The following is a 15,787-nucleotide window of genomic DNA, read 5'->3' as shown; positions in this document are numbered from 1 at the left end:
GATCAGACCGTCGCCGAGGTCAGGAAGCGGTCGTAGCCCTCGTCCTCGAGCCGGGTGGCGAGCTCCTTGCCGCCCTGCTCGGCGACGCGGCCGGCGACGAAGACGTGGACGAAGTCGGGCTGGATGTAGCGGAGGATCCGCGTGTAGTGCGTGATCAGCAGCACGCCGAGACCGGTGCTCTGGTGGGCGCGGTTGACGCCCTCCGACACGATCTTGAGCGCGTCGACGTCGAGGCCGGAGTCGGTCTCGTCGAGGACGGCGAACTGCGGGGCGAGCAGCTCGAGCTGGAGGATCTCGTTGCGCTTCTTCTCGCCGCCCGAGAAGCCCTCGTTGACGTTGCGCGCCGCGAAGGACGAGTCCATGCGGAGGTTCGCCATCGCCGACTTGACGTCCTTCGTCCACGTGCGGATGGCGGGCGCCTCTCCGGCGATCGCGGTCTTGGCGGTGCGGAGGAAGTTGGTGTTGGTCACACCGGGGATCTCGACCGGGTACTGCATGGCGAGGAAGAGGCCCGCGCGGGCGCGCTCGTCGACGGACATGTCGAGGACCTCGACGCCGTCGAGGGTGATCGAGCCGCCGTCGACGTGGTACTTGGGGTGTCCCGCGATCGTGTACGCGAGGGTGGACTTGCCGGACCCGTTGGGGCCCATGATCGCGTGGATCTCACCCTGTTTGATGGTGAGATCGACACCGCGGAGGATCTGCTTGGTCCCCTGCTCGGTCTCGACACTGACGTGGAGATCGCTGATCTGGAGAACGGACATTCAGACTTCCTTCGTGACGGTCGGGTCGATGTAGACGTCGCCGTCGATGATCTCGACGACGAAGACGGGGACCGGCTCGTAGGCCGGGAGGTTCAGCGGGGTGCCGGTGCGGAGGGAGAACTGGGAGCCGTGCGCCCAGCACTCGAGGCTGTCGCCCTCGACGAAGCCCTCGGAGAGCGAGATCTCGCCGTGGGTGCAGGTGTCGCCGATGGCGTGGATCTCGCCGGCGGAGTCCTGCACGACCGCGATCGCGACTCCGTCGACCTCGACCCGCATGGCCTGGTTGGGGATCAGCTCGGAGACCGAGCAGATCATCGCGGCGTTGCTCATGCGCTGACCGCCGCTCCGCGGGAGGAGCCGGTCTGGCCGGCGCTCCCGGCGAGCTCCGCCTCGATCGCGAGCTGCAGGCGGTCCTCGAGCTCGGCGACCTTGATCTGCTGCACGATCTCGCTGAGGAACCCGCGCACGACCAGGCGTCGCGCCTCGTCCTCGCGGATCCCGCGGGACTGCAGGTAGAAGAGCTGCTCGTCGTCGAAGCGGCCGGTCGCCGAGGCGTGCCCCGCTCCGGCGATGTCACCGGTCTCGATCTCGAGGTTCGGGATGGAGTCGGCGCGCGTGCCGTCCGAGAGGACCAGGTTGCGGTTCTGCTCGTAGCTGTCGGTGCCGGTGGCGCTGTTGCGGATCAGGACGTCGCCGATCCAGACGGTGCGCGCGCCCTCGCCCTGCAGAGCGCCCTTGTAGGTCACGCGGCTGCGGGTGTCGGGGGCGTCGTGGTCGACGTACACCTGCTGCTCGAGGTGCTGGCCGCCGTCGGCGAAGTACAGACCGAAGAGCTCGCCGTCCGCTCCGCGCTCGACGAGGTGCGCCGAGGGGTTCACCCGGACGATGGAGCCGCCGAGCGTGACCACGATGTGCTTCACCTTCGCGTCGCGTCCGACCCGCACGAAGTGGTTGGCCAGGTGCCGGGCGTCGTCCGCCCACTCCTGCACGGTGACGACGGTGAGCTGCGCGCCCTCGCCGACGAGGATCTCCACGTTCTCCGCGAGGGAGGCCTCCCCCTCGTTCTGCAACACGACGACGGCGCGGGCGTAGGGCGCCGCCTCGATGATCGTGTGCGCGGCGCGGGGTGCGGAGCCGAGGCCCGAGCGGACGAGGGTGGCGACCTTCTCGTCCTCGCCCGTCACGCGGACGGCGAGGGCCTTCTCGAAGCTCGACCAGGCGTTCGCGGCGGCGCGGTCCTCGGGGAGGCCGGCGGTGCCGATCCGCTGGTCGTCGCGGCCGACCCACGAGACGTCCACACCGTCCACCGCCGCGTGCTCGAGGGGGGCGGGCGAGCCGTCCAGCGCGCCGTCGATCAGATCACCGAGGCGCGCGACGGGCGTCAGCTTCCAGGCGATCTCGCGGCCGGTGACGGCCTCGAAGGCCTCGACGTCGGCCGACGCGAAGCGCTCGGAGCGCGTCTGCACGGGCGTGAACGCCCCGTCGGAGTGGGCGCTGATGCCCAGGCGCTCAGCGGCGGCCGTGCCGTCGATCTCGGGGGTCGCGGCGCTCGTGGGGACCGTCATCTGGCGGTGGTTCCTTTCGATGGGTGCGGGGCGCCCCGTCCGGGCGCCCCTTCGAGGGGGGAGGCGGGCGTCAACCGACGCTGCCCTCCATCCCCATCTCGATGAGCTTGTTCAGCTCGAGGGCGTACTCCATGGGCAGCTCGCGCGCGATCGGCTCGATGAAGCCGCGGACGATCATGGCCATCGCCTCGTCCTCCGGCAGGCCGCGCGACATCAGGTAGAAGAGCTGCTCCTCGCTGACCTTCGACACCGTCGCCTCGTGGCCGAGCTGCACGTCGTCGACACGGATGTCGATCGCCGGGTAGGTGTCGGAGCGCGAGATGGTGTCGACCAGGAGGGCGTCGCAGCGCACGGTGTTCGCCGAGTGGTGCGCGTTCGCGTCCACCCGGACCTCGCCGCGGTATCCGGCGCGACCGCCGCCGCGGGCGATCGACTTCGAGACGATCGACGACTGCGTGTACGGCGCCATGTGGACCATCTTCGCGCCGGCGTCCTGGTGCTGGCCGGGGCCCGCGAACGCGACGGAGAGGGTCTCGCCCTTGGCGTGCTCGCCGACCAGGAAGATCGACGGGTACTTCATCGTGACCTTCGAGCCGATGTTGCCGTCGATCCACTCCATCGTCGCGCCCTCGTGCGCGATCGCGCGCTTGGTGACGAGGTTGTAGACGTTGTTCGACCAGTTCTGGATCGTCGTGTAGCGCACGCGGGCGTTCTTCTTCACGATGATCTCGACCACGGCCGAGTGCAGCGAGTCCGACTTGTAGATCGGAGCCGTGCAGCCCTCGATGTAGTGGACGTAGCTGTCCTCGTCCGCGATGATCAGGGTCCGCTCGAACTGGCCCATGTTCTCGGTGTTGATCCGGAAGTAGGCCTGCAGCGGGATGTCGACGTGGACGCCCTTGGGGACGTACACGAAGGAGCCGCCGGACCAGACCGCGGTGTTCAGCGCCGCGAACTTGTTGTCGCCCGCGGGGATGACGGTGCCGAAGTACTCCTCGAAGATCTCGGGGTGCTCGCGCAGCGCCGTGTCGGTGTCCATGAAGATGACGCCCTGCTCCTCCAGGTCCTCGCGGATCTGGTGGTAGACGACCTCGGACTCGTACTGGGCCGCGACACCGCCGACGAGGCGCTGGCGCTCCGCCTCCGGGATGCCGAGCTTCTCGTACGTGTTCTTGATGTCGTCCGGGAGGTCGTCCCAGGTCTGCGCCTGCTTCTCGGTGGAGCGGACGAAGTACTTGATGTTGTCGAAGTCGATGTCCGACAGGTCGGCGCCCCACGTCGGCATGGGCTTGCGCTCGAAGAGCTTCAGGGCCTTCATGCGGCGGTCGCGCATCCAGGCGGGCTCGTTCTTGAGCGCGGAGATGTCGGAGACGACCTCGGGCGAGATGCCGCGTCGTGCGGAGGCTCCGGCGGAGTCCGAGTCGGACCAGCCGAACTCGTAGACGCCCAGGCTCTCGAGCTCGGGGCGGTCGATCAGGATGTCTGACATGTGTACCTCGTTTCCTACCCACTGCTAACCGGTCGGGTCCCGGAGTCATTCCCCCGGGGGTGGCCCGCGGGTGCTCTCCGGCCGGTCGCGCGATCGATCTGATGCGCGGAGCGGATGATGTGCGTCCCTGGATTCCGGAGGTGTGCGTCGGCGCTCCATCGGGCCGTGTGCGGATCACGTGCGCAGGGTGCGTCGAACCGTGACCAGCTTCTCATTCTACCGGCGTCCGCCGTTCAGCGGAACCTCCGCACCTGGGTGTCGGCCGGGCGCCGGCGGCGCACCTCCACACGCGCATGGCCATACCGGTGTCGGTGGTCCGTGATTCGGTTCCGCCATGACGAACGACGCATCGACCCCGATCCCCGCCCGACTCGTGACCGCACTGATGGGCGCCCGCCTGCCGGCCGGACCCGCACGGGCGTTCGGCCCTCTCGCCCGCGCGATCGCGGCCGACCTCCCGCTGCGGGCGCTCCCCCGCGTGCTCCTGCGCCTCCGGCGGCACCTGCTCTCCGCCGAGCCGGAGCCCGCGGTCAGGCGGCGGGCTGGAGCTCCTGGGCGGCGTCCCGGCGCTGGGCGCGCACGGTGAACAGCCTCGGGTTCACGTCGAGCAGCACGCGGACCGCGCCGACCCAGATGAGCGCCGAGCCGAGGAGGTGCACCGCGACGAGCGTCTCGGGCAGCGCGGTGAGCGACTGCGCCACCCCGACCAGCGCCTGCAGCACGACGACCACGAGGAAGGCGATCACGCGCCGCCGGGCGAGCTCCGAGCCCGCCGCCCGCGACAGGCGCAGGAGCAGCGCGGCGCCCACGACGAGCACCGCTGTGCCGAGCACGCCGTGCACGACGGTCACGCTCTCCCAGTGGAACTGCATGCGGGGCACCTCCGCGGAGTCGCCGGCGTGCGGGCCGGTCCCCGTCACGAGGGTCCCCACGAGGATCACGAGGAGCGTCAGGCCGACGAGCCCGATGCTGAGCCCCCGCGTCGCGCGGTCCGGCTCGAAGGCCACGGACTGCGAGCGGTGGGCGCGGTGCCACGTCAGTGCGGTGGTGGTGAGGAGGGCGATGGCGAGAACGAAGTGCCCGGCCACGATGTACGGGTTGAGGCCCGAGTGCACGGTCGCGCCGCCCGCGAGGGCGTTCGCGACGACGAGCCAGAACTGCGACCAGGCGAGCCGGGTCATGGTGCGGTCCCGCGGCTTCTGCAGGCGCGCGGCCGTGATCGCCCAGCCCACCGCGACCACGAGGACGCCGGTGAACGCGCGGTTCGTGAACTCGATGAAGCCGTGGATCCCGAGCTCGGGGGTCGAGGTGAGCGAGCCCGGCTCGCATGCCGGCCAGGTGGGGCAGCCGAGGCCCGAGCCGGTCAGCCGGACGACGCCCCCGAAGAAGATGATCAGGATGCTCGCGACGAGCGCCGCGGTGGTCCCCCAGCGCAGTGCGCGCGGACCGAGGGTCACCCGCTCGGCGAGCAAGGAGAACGGCGTCACCATCAGAAGGGCAGCAGCGGGTCGATGCCGACGGCGAGGAAGAGCAGGGTGAGGTATCCGATGGACCCGTGGAACACCCGCATCGGCGAGACGTGCTCGTGGCGGATCGCGAGGCTGTAGAGGCGGTGCGTCTCGGCGATGAACCAGACTCCGCTGCCGAGCGCGACCACCGTGTAGAGCACCCCCATTCCGGCGACGGGGATCAGCAGGAGCGAGCAGGCGACGGTGGCCCAGGCGTAGAGGATGACCTGGAGCCCGACGATCGTGCGTCCGCGCACGACGGCCAGCATCGGCACGCCGGCGGCCTGGTAGTCGTCCCGGTACTTCATCGACAGCGGCCAGTAGTGCGGCGGCGTCCAGAGGAAGATGACGGAGAAGAGGATGACGGGGGCCCAGTCGAGCGAGCCGGTGACCGCCGCCCAGCCGATCAGCACCGGCATGCAGCCCGCGATGCCGCCCCACACGATGTTCTGCGGCGTCCGGCGCTTGAGGAAGAGCGTGTAGAACACGACGTAGATCAGGATCGCGGCGAGCGAGAGGCCCGCGGAGAGCCAGTTGGCCGTGAGGCCGAGCCAGACGATCGACAGGACGCCGATCGTGGTCGCGAAGACGAGCGCGGACCGGTCCGAGATCTCCCCGGTCACGAGCGGCCGGTTCTTCGTCCGGTTCATGATCCGGTCGATGTCGCGGTCGAAGTAGCAGTTGAACGCGCCCGCCGACCCGGCGCTCAGGGCGCCGCCGATCAGGACGTTGAGGACCAGCAGCAGGTTCGGGATCCCGCCCTGCGCCAGGATCATCGTCGGAGCGGTCACCACGAGGAGCAGCTCGATCACGCGCGGCTTCGTCAGAGCGACGAAGGCCTTCACCTTGCGCGAGAGGGTCGTCGGCGACGCCCCGTCCCGCTCGACGGCGGTGGTCTCCACGACTGCGTCCATTGCTCCTCTAACGATTCGATGATCCCGAACGAGTGTAATGCGCCCGTCCGGGAGCCGGGCCCGGCGTGCACGCTTGTCCAATCGGACGCAGACATATGCGACCACGCAACCCCCGGTCGGCGGCGCACCCCCCTCCGTATACTCGGGACTGCTCGCCAGAGCGCCCGGCACGCACCCGAGCCCGCCCGACGATCGTCGGCACGGGGCCGAGAGGGCCGTCGCCGGAGCATCGTGTCGAAGTCGTCATGCGGCGTGCTCCACCATGCGAGAGGGCGGACGGTCCCCGTCTGCCCCACGTCTCGAGAAGGGTCAGTACCAAGTGTCAGAACTGCAATGGGAATCCATTGACGAGAAGGCAGTCGACACGGCGAGGGTTCTCGCCGCGGATGCGGTCGAGAAGGTCGGCAACGGCCATCCCGGAACCGCCATGAGCCTCGCGCCCGCCGCCTACCTCCTGTTCCAGAAGGTCATGCGCCGCGATCCGTCCGACGCGACCTGGATCGGCCGCGACCGGTTCATCCTGTCGGTCGGCCACTCCTCGCTGACCCAGTACGTCCAGTTCTATCTGGGCGGCTACGGACTCGAGCTCGACGACCTCAAGGCGCTGCGCACCTGGGGCTCGAAGACCCCGGGCCACCCGGAGTACGGCCACACCGACGGCGTCGAGATCACCACCGGGCCGCTCGGCCAGGGCCTCGCCTCCGCCGTGGGCTTCGCCTACGCCTCGCGCTTCGAGCGCGACCTGTTCGACCCGGAGGCCGCCGCGGGCACCTCCCCGTTCGACCACTTCGTCTACGTGATCGCCGGCGACGGCGACCTGCAGGAGGGCGTCACCAGCGAGGCCTCCTCGCTGGCCGGCCACCAGAAGCTCGGCAACCTGGTCGTCATCTACGACTCCAACCAGATCTCGATCGAGGACGACACCAACATCGCCTTCACCGAGGACGTCAAGGCGCGCTACGAGGCCTACGACTGGCAGGTCCAGGTCGTCGACTGGAAGAAGACCGGCGAGTACCACGAGGACGTCGCCGAGCTGCACGCCGCGATCGAGGCCGCGAAGGGCGAGACCGACAAGCCGTCGCTCATCATCCTGCGCACCATCATCGGCTGGCCGTCGCCGAAGAAGCAGAACACCGGCAAGATCCACGGCTCCGCCCTGGGCGCCGACGAGCTCCGCGGACTCAAGGAGGTGCTCGGCTTCGACCCCGAGAAGACCTTCGACGTCGCCGACGAGGTCATCGAGCACACCCGCAAGGCCGTCGAGCGCGGCCAGGCCCAGCACGCCGAGTGGGACGAGCAGCTCGCCGCCTGGGCGTCCGCGAACCCCGAGAAGAAGGAGCTGCTCGACCGGGTCCTCTCGGGCGAGCTGCCCGAGGGCGTCCAGGAGGCGCTCCCCGTCTTCGAGCCCGGCAAGGAGGTCTCGACCCGCGCCGCGTCCGGCAAGGTCATCAACGCCCTCGCCGGCGTGATCCCCGAGCTGTGGGGCGGCTCCGCCGACCTCGCCGAGTCGAACAACACGACGATCGAGGGAGCCGGCTCCTTCGTCCCGACGGAGTTCTCGACCCACGAGTGGACCGGGAAGAAGGGCGGCCGCGTGCTGCACTTCGGCATCCGCGAGCACGCCATGGGCGCGATCCTCAACGGGATCGTCCTGCACGGCAACACCCGCCCCTTCGGCGGCACCTTCCTGATCTTCTCCGACTACATGCGCCCGGCGGTCCGTCTCGCCGCGCTCATGAAGGCGCCGGCCATCTACGTCTGGACCCACGACTCCGTGGCGCTCGGCGAGGACGGCCCGACGCACCAGCCGGTCGAGCAGCTGTCGACCCTCCGCGCGATCCCGGGCCTGGACATCGTCCGCCCCGGCGACGCGAACGAGGTCGCCTACGCCTGGAAGACCATCCTCGAGCGGCGCGAGGGCCCCGCCGGCCTCGCGCTCACCCGTCAGAACATCCCGGTGTTCGAGCGCGGCGAGGGCGACGCGGAGGGCGAGACCTTCGCCTCCGCCGCGAACGTCGCCCGTGGTGCCTACATCCTGGCCGAGGCGCCGGGCGGCACCCCGGACGTGATCTTCATCGCGACCGGCTCCGAGGTCCAGATCGCCGTCGAGGCGCGCGAGGCCCTGAGGAGCGAGGGCGTCAACGCCCGCGTCGTCTCGGCTCCGTCCCTCGAGTGGTTCGAGGAGCAGGACGCCGAGTACCGCGAGAAGGTCCTGCCCTCCTCGGTGAAGGCCCGCGTCTCGATCGAGGCCGGCCTGAGCCTGGGCTGGCAGAAGTACGTCGGCGACGCCGGCCGCTCCGTCTCGATCGAGCACTTCGGCGCCTCGGCCGACTACAAGACCCTGTTCCGCGAGTTCGGGATCACCACCGAGGCGGCACTGTCCGCCGCCAAGGAGTCGCTCGCAGCCTCCTGACCCGAAGGCCGCGTCCACCACGGACGCGGCCTTCGCCGTCGGAGCAGCGGCTCCCCCTCACACCACGCACCACCTACGCAGAAGAAGAAGAGACATGACCGAGAACACCCCCACCGCAGAGCTCTCCGCCGCCGGCGTCAGCATCTGGCTCGACGACCTCTCCCGCTCGCGCATCTCCACCGGAGGGCTGCAGAAGCTCATCGAGGAGAAGAACGTCGTCGGAGTCACCACGAACCCCACGATCTTCGCCGCGGCCCTGACCAACGGCGAGTCCTACGACGCCCAGGTGCGCGAGCTCGCCTCCGCCGGCACCTCGGTGACCGACGCCGTCTTCGAGATCACCACCGACGACGTCGCCGCGGCGTCCGACATCTTCCGCCCGATCTACGACGCGACCAACGGCTACGACGGCCGCGTGTCGATCGAGGTCGAGCCCGGCCTGGCGCACGACGCCCAGGGCACCATCGAGCAGGCCAAGGCCCTCTGGGCCAAGGTCGACCGCCCCAACGCGATGATCAAGATCCCCGCGACCGTCGAGGGCCTCGAGGCCATCACGGAGGTCATCGGCTCCGGCATCTCGGTGAACGTCACCCTGATCTTCTCGCTCGCCCGCTACCGCGCCGTCATCAACGCGTACCTGGCCGGCCTCGAGAAGGCCAAGGACGCCGGCATCGACCTGTCGACCATCCACTCCGTCGCCTCGTTCTTCGTCTCGCGCGTCGACACCGAGATCGACAAGCGCCTCGAGGCCGTCGGCACCGACGAGGCCCGCGCCCTCAAGAGCAAGTCCGGCGTCGCCAACGCGCAGCTGGCCTACGAGGTCTTCGTCGAGGCGTTCGCCACCGAGCGCGCCCTGCTGCTCCAGGAGTCCGGCGCCAACCGCCAGCGCCCCCTCTGGGCCTCGACCGGCGTCAAGTCGACCGACCTCCCCGACACCCTCTACGTGACCGAGCTCGTCGCGGCCGGCGTGGTCAACACGATGCCCGAGAAGACCCTCGAGGCGACCTTCGACCACGGCGTCATCACCGGCGACACCGTCACGGGCTCGTACGCCGACGCGAACGCCGTCCTCGACGCCGTCGCGGCGCAGGGCGTCTCGTACGCCGACGTCACCGAGCTGCTCGAGAAGGAGGGCGTGGAGAAGTTCATCGTCTCCTGGAACGAGCTGCTCGACACCGTCACCGCGGCGCTCGAGGGCGCGAAGGCGCAGGCCTGATCATGGCCATCCAGATCCACGTCAGCGGAGACGCCGAGAAGGCCGTCGACCGCGTCGTCCCGGAGCTCGTCGCCGACGAGGTCGCGTCCGGCATCACCGCCCAGGTCCCCACCCTGTGGGGCGCCGCGGCGGAGGAGGAGGCGGCCAAGCGCCTCGGGTGGACCGAGTCGACCACCGTCTCCCGCCCCCTGATCCCCCAGATCCTCGCCCTGCGCGAGGAGTTCCAGGCCAAGGGCGTCGACCACATCGTCCTCGGCGGCATGGGCGGCTCCTCGCTCGCGCCCGAGGTCATCACCCGCACCGCCGGCGTCGAGCTCACCGTGCTCGACTCGACGGCGCCCGGCCAGGTGCTCGCGGCCCTGAACGACCGGCTCGCGTCGACCGCGGTCGTCATCTCCTCGAAGTCCGGCTCGACCGTCGAGACCGCGAGCCAGAAGAAGGCCTACGAGAAGGCGTTCACGGAGGCGGGCATCGATCCGCTCGACCGCATCGTCATCGTGACCGACCCGGGCTCGCCCCTGGACACCTCCTCCCGCGAGGCCGGCTACCGCGTGTTCAACGCCGACCCGAACATCGGCGGGCGCTTCTCGGCGCTCTCCGCCTTCGGCCTCGTGCCGTCCGGGCTCGCCGGCGCCGACATCGAGGCCCTCCTCGACGAGGCGGCCGAGGCCTCCCTCGGGCTCGCCGTGGACTCCCCCGAGAACCCGGGCCTGATCCTCGGAGCGGCGATCGCCGCGACCAGCCCGCGCCGCGACAAGCTCGCGATCGTCGCCGACGGGACCGACATCGTCGGCTTCGCCGACTGGGCGGAGCAGCTCATCGCCGAGTCCACCGGCAAGGACGGCACGGGCATCCTCCCCGTCGTCCTCGGCACGCTGGCCCCCGAGCTCTCGGAGGACCTGCCCGACGTGCAGGTCGTCCGCCTGGTCGAGGACGCCACGGCGCTGCACCTGTTCCCGCGCGACCGCCACGAGGGCGAGATCCTCCTCTCCGGCTCGCTCGGCGCTCAGATGCTGACGTGGGAGTACGCCGTCGCCGTCGCGGGTCGCCTCCTGGGCATCAACCCGTTCGACCAGCCCGACGTCGAGTCGGCGAAGGTCGCGACCCGGGCCCTGCTCGAGAAGCGCCCCGAGCCCGAGGCGCCCGCGTTCACCGACGCGGGCATCGAGGTCACCGGCAGCAGCAGCGTCACCGAGGGCGTCTCGACCGTCGCCGCCGCTGTCGACCGCCTCCTCGCGCAGCTGGGCGACGGCGGCTACGTCTCGATCCAGGCGTACGTCGACCGCCTCGCGCTCCCGCAGCTCGAGGGCGTGCGCGACCTCCTCGCCGCGCAGGCCCAGCGCCCCGTCACCTTCGGGTGGGGCCCGCGCTTCCTGCACTCGACCGGGCAGTACCACAAGGGCGGGGCGCCGACCGGCGTGTTCCTCCAGATCACCGAGCGCTCCGACGTGGACCTCGAGATCCCGGACAGCCCGTTCACCTTCGGCCAGCTCATCCTGGCGCAGGCCGCCGGCGACGCGAGCGTGCTCGCCGAGCACGGCCGGCCGGTGCTGACCCTCACGCTGACCGACCCCGAGGCCGACCTCGAGGCGCTCTTCGAGGCCCTCAACACCTGATCCGACGGGCACGCCGCCGCTGCGCTCTCGAGCGCGCGGCGGCGTGCCCGCGGTCGTCCCGCGACCACTTCCCGGGGCAGCAGCCGGGCCCGCCCGCTCCTCCCCCTCCCTCACCGATAGCAGTGCGCCGGTCCCACCGGCACACAGAAGGACACTGCACATGTCTGTGGACATCACCCCCGAGTTCAACCCGCTGAGGTTGAGCTTCGACCGCCGGTTGAACCGGATCGCCGGGCCCAGCGGCCTCGTCATCTTCGGCGTGACCGGCGACCTCTCCCGCAAGAAGCTCATGCCCGCGGTCTACGATCTCGCCAACCGCGGCCTCCTGCCTCCCGGCTTCGCCCTTGTCGGATTCGCCCGGCGCGACTGGGACGACCAGGACTTCGAGCAGGTCGTCCACGACTCCGTGAAGAAGCACGCCCGCACCGAGTTCCACGAGGAGGTCTGGGCGCAGCTCGCGCAGGGCATCCGGTTCGTGCAGGGCGAGTTCGACGACCCCGAGGCGTTCGCCCGCCTGAAGACGACCGTCGACGACCTCGACCGCGAGCGCGGCACGAACGGCAACTTCGCCTTCTACCTCTCGATCCCCCCGAAGTCCTTCCCGCAGGTCACCGAGCAGCTGCGCAGCTCCGGCCTCGCCGAGCAGAAGGACGGCCAGTGGCGCCGCGTCGTCATCGAGAAGCCGTTCGGCAGCGACCTGAAGACGGCTCGCGAGCTGAACGACGTCGTCGAGTCGGTCTTCCCGCCCGACTCCGTCTTCCGGATCGACCACTACCTCGGCAAGGAGACGGTCCAGAACATCCTGGCCCTCCGCTTCGCCAACATGATGTACGAGCCGCTCTGGAACTCGAACTACGTCGACCACGTGCAGATCACCATGGCCGAGGACATCGGCGTGGGCGGGCGCGCGGGCTACTACGACGGCATCGGAGCGGCGCGCGACGTCATCCAGAACCACCTGCTGCAGCTGCTCGCCCTGACCGCCATGGAGGAGCCGATCTCGTTCGACGCGGCCGACCTCCGTGCGGAGAAGGAGAAGGTCCTCGCGGCCGTCCGCCTCCCCGCCGACCTCTCCACTTCTACCGCCCGCGGACAGTACGCCGGCGGCTGGCAGGGCGGCGAGAAGGTGCTCGGCTTCCTCGAGGAGGACGGCATGAGCCCCACCTCGACCACCGAGACCTACGCCGCCATGCGCCTGGACATCGGCACCCGACGCTGGGCCGGCGTGCCGTTCTACCTGCGGGCCGGCAAGCGCCTCGGCCGCCGCGTCACCGAGATCGCGGTCGTGTTCAAGCGGGCACCGAAGCAGCTCTTCGCCGAGAGCCAGACCACGTCGCTGGGCCAGAACGCGCTCGTCATCCGGGTCCAGCCCGACGAGGGCGTCACCATGCGCTTCGGCTCGAAGGTGCCCGGCGCCGGCATGCAGGTGCGCGACGTGACGATGGACTTCGGCTACGGCCACGCGTTCACCGAGGCGAGCCCCGAGGCCTACGAGCGCCTCATCCTCGACGTCCTCCTGGGCGAGCCGCCGCTCTTCCCCCGGCACGAGGAGGTCGAGCTGTCCTGGAAGATCCTCGACCCGATCGAGGAGTTCTGGGCCACGCAGGGCCAGCCCGAGCAGTACCGCCCCGGAACCTGGGGCCCCGATTCCGCCGACGAGCTCCTCGCCCGCGACGGCCGCACCTGGAGGCGTCCATGATCGTCGATCTGCCCGACACCACGACGAGCGAGGTCTCGAAGACCCTCGTCAAGATCCGCGAGGAGGGCGGCGCCGTCGCCCTCGGCCGCGTCCTCACCCTCATCATCGCGACCTCCCGGGGTCACGAGGAGGAGGCCATCGAGGCCGCGAACGACGCGTCCCGCGAGCACCCGATGCGCGTCATCGTGGTCTCGAAGGACGACGGCACCACCACGGTCCCGGTCGACGCGACGGCGCGGGTCGACGCGCAGATCCGGGTCGGAGGCGACGCCGGCGCGAGCGAGGTCGTCGTGCTCCGTCCCTACGGAGACGCGGCCGAGGACGAGGAGAGCCTGGTCACGGGCCTGCTCCTCCCCGACGCCCCCGTCGTGGCCTGGTGGCCGAACAGCGCTCCGGACAACGCCTCCGCGTCCCCGATCGGCCGGATCGCCACCCGGCGGATCACCGACGCGTCGGCCCAGTCGAACCCGGCGGAAGCGCTGCACCACCTCGCGTCCACCTACGCCCCCGGCGACACCGACTTCGCCTGGACCCGCCTCACCCTCTGGCGCGCGCAGCTCGCCGCCGTGCTCGACCAGCCGCCCTACGAGCCGATCACGGCCGTCGAGGTCTCGGGCGCGCCCGACTCCCCCTCCACGATCCTGCTCGCCGCCTGGCTGCAGCTCGAGCTCGACATCCCCGTCGACCACGAGCTCACGATCAGCGCGACCGGGTCCAGCGGGATCCACGGCGTCCGGCTCATCCGCGAGTCCGGAGTGATCGAGCTCGAGCGCTCGGTGCCCAACGTCGCGACGCTCACGCAGCCCGATCAGCCGGTCCACGACATCTCGCTCCCCCGCCGCAGCCTCCGGGACTGCCTGGCGGAGGAGCTGCGCCGGCTCGACCCGGATGACCTGTACGGTGAAGTGATCTCGCGCGGGGTCGACATGCTCACTGAGAAGGCCGAGGCCCGCAGCGCCTCCTGAGGTGTGGGCGCCCGTCCAGGGCGCCCGCACCTCAGAGCTTCCCGACACGGAGCCGAACCCCGCCGATCGGCACCCGAACCCGAAGGAGTCCCCTGAGATGACCACCGAACGCCGCGTGCTGGTCCACCGCGACAAGCAGACCCTCGCCGGCTCGGTCGCCGCCCGGTTCCTCACCAAGACGATCGACGTCCTCGACGACCTGGGTTCGGCGAACGTCGTGCTCACCGGAGGGACGATGGGAGCCGCCACGCTCAAGGAGATCGGCTCCTCCTCCGCCGCCGGCAACGTGGACTGGTCGCGCGTGCACTTCTGGTGGGGTGACGAGCGCTGGGTGCCCCGCGGCCACGAGGACCGCAACGACGTCCAGGCGGGGGACCTCTTCAGCGTCCTCGACGTGCCGGCGGCGAACGTGCACTCCTACCCCGCCTCGGACGAGGGTCTGGACCTCGACGGTGCCGCCGCTGCCTACGACACGGAGCTGCGCGAGCACGCCTCCGAGGGGCGCGACTACCCGCGCTTCGACATCACCTTCCTCGGTGTCGGGCCGGACGGGCACATCGCGTCGCTGTTCCCCGAGCGCTCCGCGATCCGCTCCACGACGCCCGGCGTCCTCGCCGTCCGCAACTCGCCGAAGCCGCCGCCCGAGCGCCTCACCCTCACGCTGCCGCTGATCAACCAGTCGGACCGCATCTGGATGGTGCTCGCCGGCGCCGACAAGGCCTCGGCCCTGGGCCTCGCGCTCGCGGGTGCCAGCACGAACGAGGTTCCCGCGTCGGGCGCGTTCGGTCGCAAGCGCACGGTGTTCTTCGTCGACCAGGAGGCTGCGGCCGAGGTCCCCGAGTCGCTCATCGCTCCGAGCTACTGAGCCCGGTCCGGAAACGACGGAAGGCCCGTCCCCCGAGGGGGCGGGCCTTCCGTCGTTCGTCGTGCGGTGAGGATCAGGACGGGGTCGCGGTACCTCGTCGGGCGCGCAGCTGCTGCAGCGCCTCCTCGAGGAGCTGAGCCGCCTCGGCCTCGGTGCGGCGCTCCTTCACGTAAGCGAGGTGCGTCTTGTAGGGCTCGGTCTTCGCGACCTGGGGCGGGTTCGCCCGGTCGCGGCCCGCGGGGAGACCGGACTGCGGGGAGTCGATCACCTCGGGGATCTCGTCCTCGGGGAGGGCCGCCGAGAAGTGGCGCACCGTCTCGTTGCCGAGAGCGTCCCAGTAGGAGACCGCGACGCGCTCCGCGTGGAAGCCCCGGTCCTGCTCGCCCATGGGTCCTGCGCCGACGCGCGAACCGCGGATTGCACTGCCGCCTGATGCCATTGCGAGTACCCCTATGCTCCGGTGGTGAACTTGGTGATGAGTCCGAGAACCACGATGCAGGCCAGCCAGACGACGCCCAGGATCACGGTGATGCGGTTCAGGTTGCGCTCGGCGACGCCCGACGCGCCGAGGTTGGAGGTGACTCCGCCCCCGAACATGTCGGACAGACCGCCGCCGCGCCCCTTGTGGAGCAGGATCAGCATGGTGAGCAGGAGGCTCGTGATGCCCAGGATGACCTGGAGCACGACCTGGAGGATGTCCACGCGGTACCTTTCGAAGTTCTGGCGCGTTGCGCGCCCCGACGAGTATAACGGCGCCTGCGAATCCGCGAGGA

Annotated in this window: 14 protein-coding genes; 6 read left to right on the top strand and 8 right to left on the bottom strand. The window is 70.3% G+C overall.

Translation table 11 applies throughout. From position 1 onward, the window contains the following. Positions 1–2 precede the first annotated feature (2 nt). The 6 genes from sufC to GSU40_RS07635 all read right to left on the bottom strand — a co-directional run bounded on the left by sufC (position 3) and on the right by GSU40_RS07635 (position 6,240). A complete protein-coding gene (gene sufC / locus GSU40_RS07660; RefSeq protein ID WP_160034306.1) occupies positions 3–764 on the bottom strand; it encodes a Fe-S cluster assembly ATPase SufC in 762 nt (253 codons plus the stop codon). Beyond that, positions 765–1,094, bottom strand: coding sequence for a non-heme iron oxygenase ferredoxin subunit (locus tag GSU40_RS07655; protein WP_077222834.1), 330 nt, complete (start codon positions 1,092–1,094; stop codon positions 765–767). After that, positions 1,091–2,329, bottom strand: a complete 1,239-nt coding sequence (sufD, locus tag GSU40_RS07650; protein ID WP_160034304.1) for a Fe-S cluster assembly protein SufD — start codon at positions 2,327–2,329, stop codon at positions 1,091–1,093. The genes GSU40_RS07655 and sufD overlap by 4 nt, the downstream gene beginning before the upstream one ends. Positions 2,330–2,399: 70 nt before the next feature. Further along, the gene (gene sufB / locus GSU40_RS07645) at positions 2,400–3,818 is read right to left on the bottom strand and encodes a Fe-S cluster assembly protein SufB (RefSeq protein ID WP_104221933.1); all 1,419 of its coding nucleotides are present in this window, start codon (positions 3,816–3,818) and stop codon (positions 2,400–2,402) included. A 530-nt stretch (positions 3,819–4,348) separates the two neighbouring features. Further along, positions 4,349–5,308, bottom strand: a complete 960-nt coding sequence (locus GSU40_RS07640) for a COX15/CtaA family protein (protein ID WP_160034302.1) — start codon at positions 5,306–5,308, stop codon at positions 4,349–4,351. Then, on the bottom strand, positions 5,308–6,240 hold the full coding sequence (locus tag GSU40_RS07635; RefSeq protein ID WP_104232635.1) for a heme o synthase: 933 nt from the start codon (positions 6,238–6,240) through the stop codon (positions 5,308–5,310). Before GSU40_RS07635 ends, GSU40_RS07640 begins: the two co-directional genes overlap by 1 nt. Before the next feature lie 319 nt (positions 6,241–6,559). Here GSU40_RS07635 and tkt point away from each other — a divergent pair, with 319 nt between their 5' ends. The 6 genes from tkt (at position 6,560) to pgl (ending at position 15,014) form a co-directional block, all read left to right on the top strand. Next, the gene (gene tkt / locus GSU40_RS07630; protein WP_104221926.1) at positions 6,560–8,653 is read left to right on the top strand and encodes a transketolase; all 2,094 of its coding nucleotides are present in this window, start codon (positions 6,560–6,562) and stop codon (positions 8,651–8,653) included. A gap of 94 nt (positions 8,654–8,747) precedes the next feature. Beyond that, a complete protein-coding gene (gene tal / locus GSU40_RS07625; protein WP_104221924.1) occupies positions 8,748–9,869 on the top strand; it encodes a transaldolase in 1,122 nt (373 codons plus the stop codon). Positions 9,870–9,871: 2 nt separating this feature from the next. Beyond that, the gene (locus GSU40_RS07620; protein WP_104221922.1) at positions 9,872–11,485 is read left to right on the top strand and encodes a glucose-6-phosphate isomerase; all 1,614 of its coding nucleotides are present in this window, start codon (positions 9,872–9,874) and stop codon (positions 11,483–11,485) included. Positions 11,486–11,645: 160 nt separating this feature from the next. Continuing rightward, complete coding sequence (zwf, locus tag GSU40_RS07615; RefSeq protein ID WP_104225293.1) at positions 11,646–13,184, top strand: glucose-6-phosphate dehydrogenase; 1,539 nt, start codon at positions 11,646–11,648, stop codon at positions 13,182–13,184. Beyond that, positions 13,181–14,149 (top strand): glucose-6-phosphate dehydrogenase assembly protein OpcA, encoded by a 969-nt coding sequence (locus GSU40_RS07610; protein WP_104329050.1) that lies wholly within the window; start codon positions 13,181–13,183, stop codon positions 14,147–14,149. Before zwf ends, GSU40_RS07610 begins: the two co-directional genes overlap by 4 nt. 97 nt (positions 14,150–14,246) lie before the next feature. Then, positions 14,247–15,014: a 6-phosphogluconolactonase gene (pgl, locus tag GSU40_RS07605; protein ID WP_160034300.1), complete on the top strand. Its 768-nt coding sequence runs from the start codon at positions 14,247–14,249 to the stop codon at positions 15,012–15,014. Between the two features lie 73 nt (positions 15,015–15,087). Here pgl and GSU40_RS07600 read toward each other — a convergent pair whose 3' ends face one another. After that, positions 15,088–15,453 carry an RNA polymerase-binding protein RbpA gene (locus tag GSU40_RS07600; RefSeq protein ID WP_055791968.1) on the bottom strand — a complete coding sequence of 122 codons (366 nt, stop codon included), beginning with the start codon at positions 15,451–15,453 and terminating at the stop codon, positions 15,088–15,090. A gap of 11 nt (positions 15,454–15,464) precedes the next feature. Then, positions 15,465–15,716 (bottom strand): preprotein translocase subunit SecG, encoded by a 252-nt coding sequence (secG, locus tag GSU40_RS07595; RefSeq protein WP_104221915.1) that lies wholly within the window; start codon positions 15,714–15,716, stop codon positions 15,465–15,467. Positions 15,717–15,787 lie beyond the last annotated feature (71 nt).

This window comes from Rathayibacter sp. VKM Ac-2805 (assembly GCF_009834265.1).
GTDB lineage: Bacteria > Actinomycetota > Actinomycetes > Actinomycetales > Microbacteriaceae > Rathayibacter.
Note: the sequence above shows the minus strand (reverse complement) of the source record. Positions and strands in the feature narration are given on the sequence as shown.

What these genes read in the sequence shown, in the direction of transcription:
- tal (WP_104221924.1), top strand. Translation starts at nt 8,748, where the DNA reads ATGACCGAGAACACCCCCACCGCAGAGCTCTCCGCCGCCGGCGTCAGC.
- GSU40_RS07635 (WP_104232635.1), bottom strand. Translation starts at nt 6,240, where the DNA reads ATGGACGCAGTCGTGGAGACCACCGCCGTCGAGCGGGACGGGGCGTCG.
- sufD (WP_160034304.1), bottom strand. Translation starts at nt 2,329, where the DNA reads ATGACGGTCCCCACGAGCGCCGCGACCCCCGAGATCGACGGCACGGCC.
- zwf (WP_104225293.1), top strand. Translation starts at nt 11,646, where the DNA reads ATGTCTGTGGACATCACCCCCGAGTTCAACCCGCTGAGGTTGAGCTTC.
- pgl (WP_160034300.1), top strand. Translation starts at nt 14,247, where the DNA reads ATGACCACCGAACGCCGCGTGCTGGTCCACCGCGACAAGCAGACCCTC.
- GSU40_RS07600 (WP_055791968.1), bottom strand. Translation starts at nt 15,453, where the DNA reads ATGGCATCAGGCGGCAGTGCAATCCGCGGTTCGCGCGTCGGCGCAGGA.
- GSU40_RS07640 (WP_160034302.1), bottom strand. Translation starts at nt 5,308, where the DNA reads ATGGTGACGCCGTTCTCCTTGCTCGCCGAGCGGGTGACCCTCGGTCCG.
- sufC (WP_160034306.1), bottom strand. Translation starts at nt 764, where the DNA reads ATGTCCGTTCTCCAGATCAGCGATCTCCACGTCAGTGTCGAGACCGAG.
- GSU40_RS07620 (WP_104221922.1), top strand. Translation starts at nt 9,872, where the DNA reads ATGGCCATCCAGATCCACGTCAGCGGAGACGCCGAGAAGGCCGTCGAC.
- GSU40_RS07655 (WP_077222834.1), bottom strand. Translation starts at nt 1,094, where the DNA reads ATGAGCAACGCCGCGATGATCTGCTCGGTCTCCGAGCTGATCCCCAAC.
- sufB (WP_104221933.1), bottom strand. Translation starts at nt 3,818, where the DNA reads ATGTCAGACATCCTGATCGACCGCCCCGAGCTCGAGAGCCTGGGCGTC.
- GSU40_RS07610 (WP_104329050.1), top strand. Translation starts at nt 13,181, where the DNA reads ATGATCGTCGATCTGCCCGACACCACGACGAGCGAGGTCTCGAAGACC.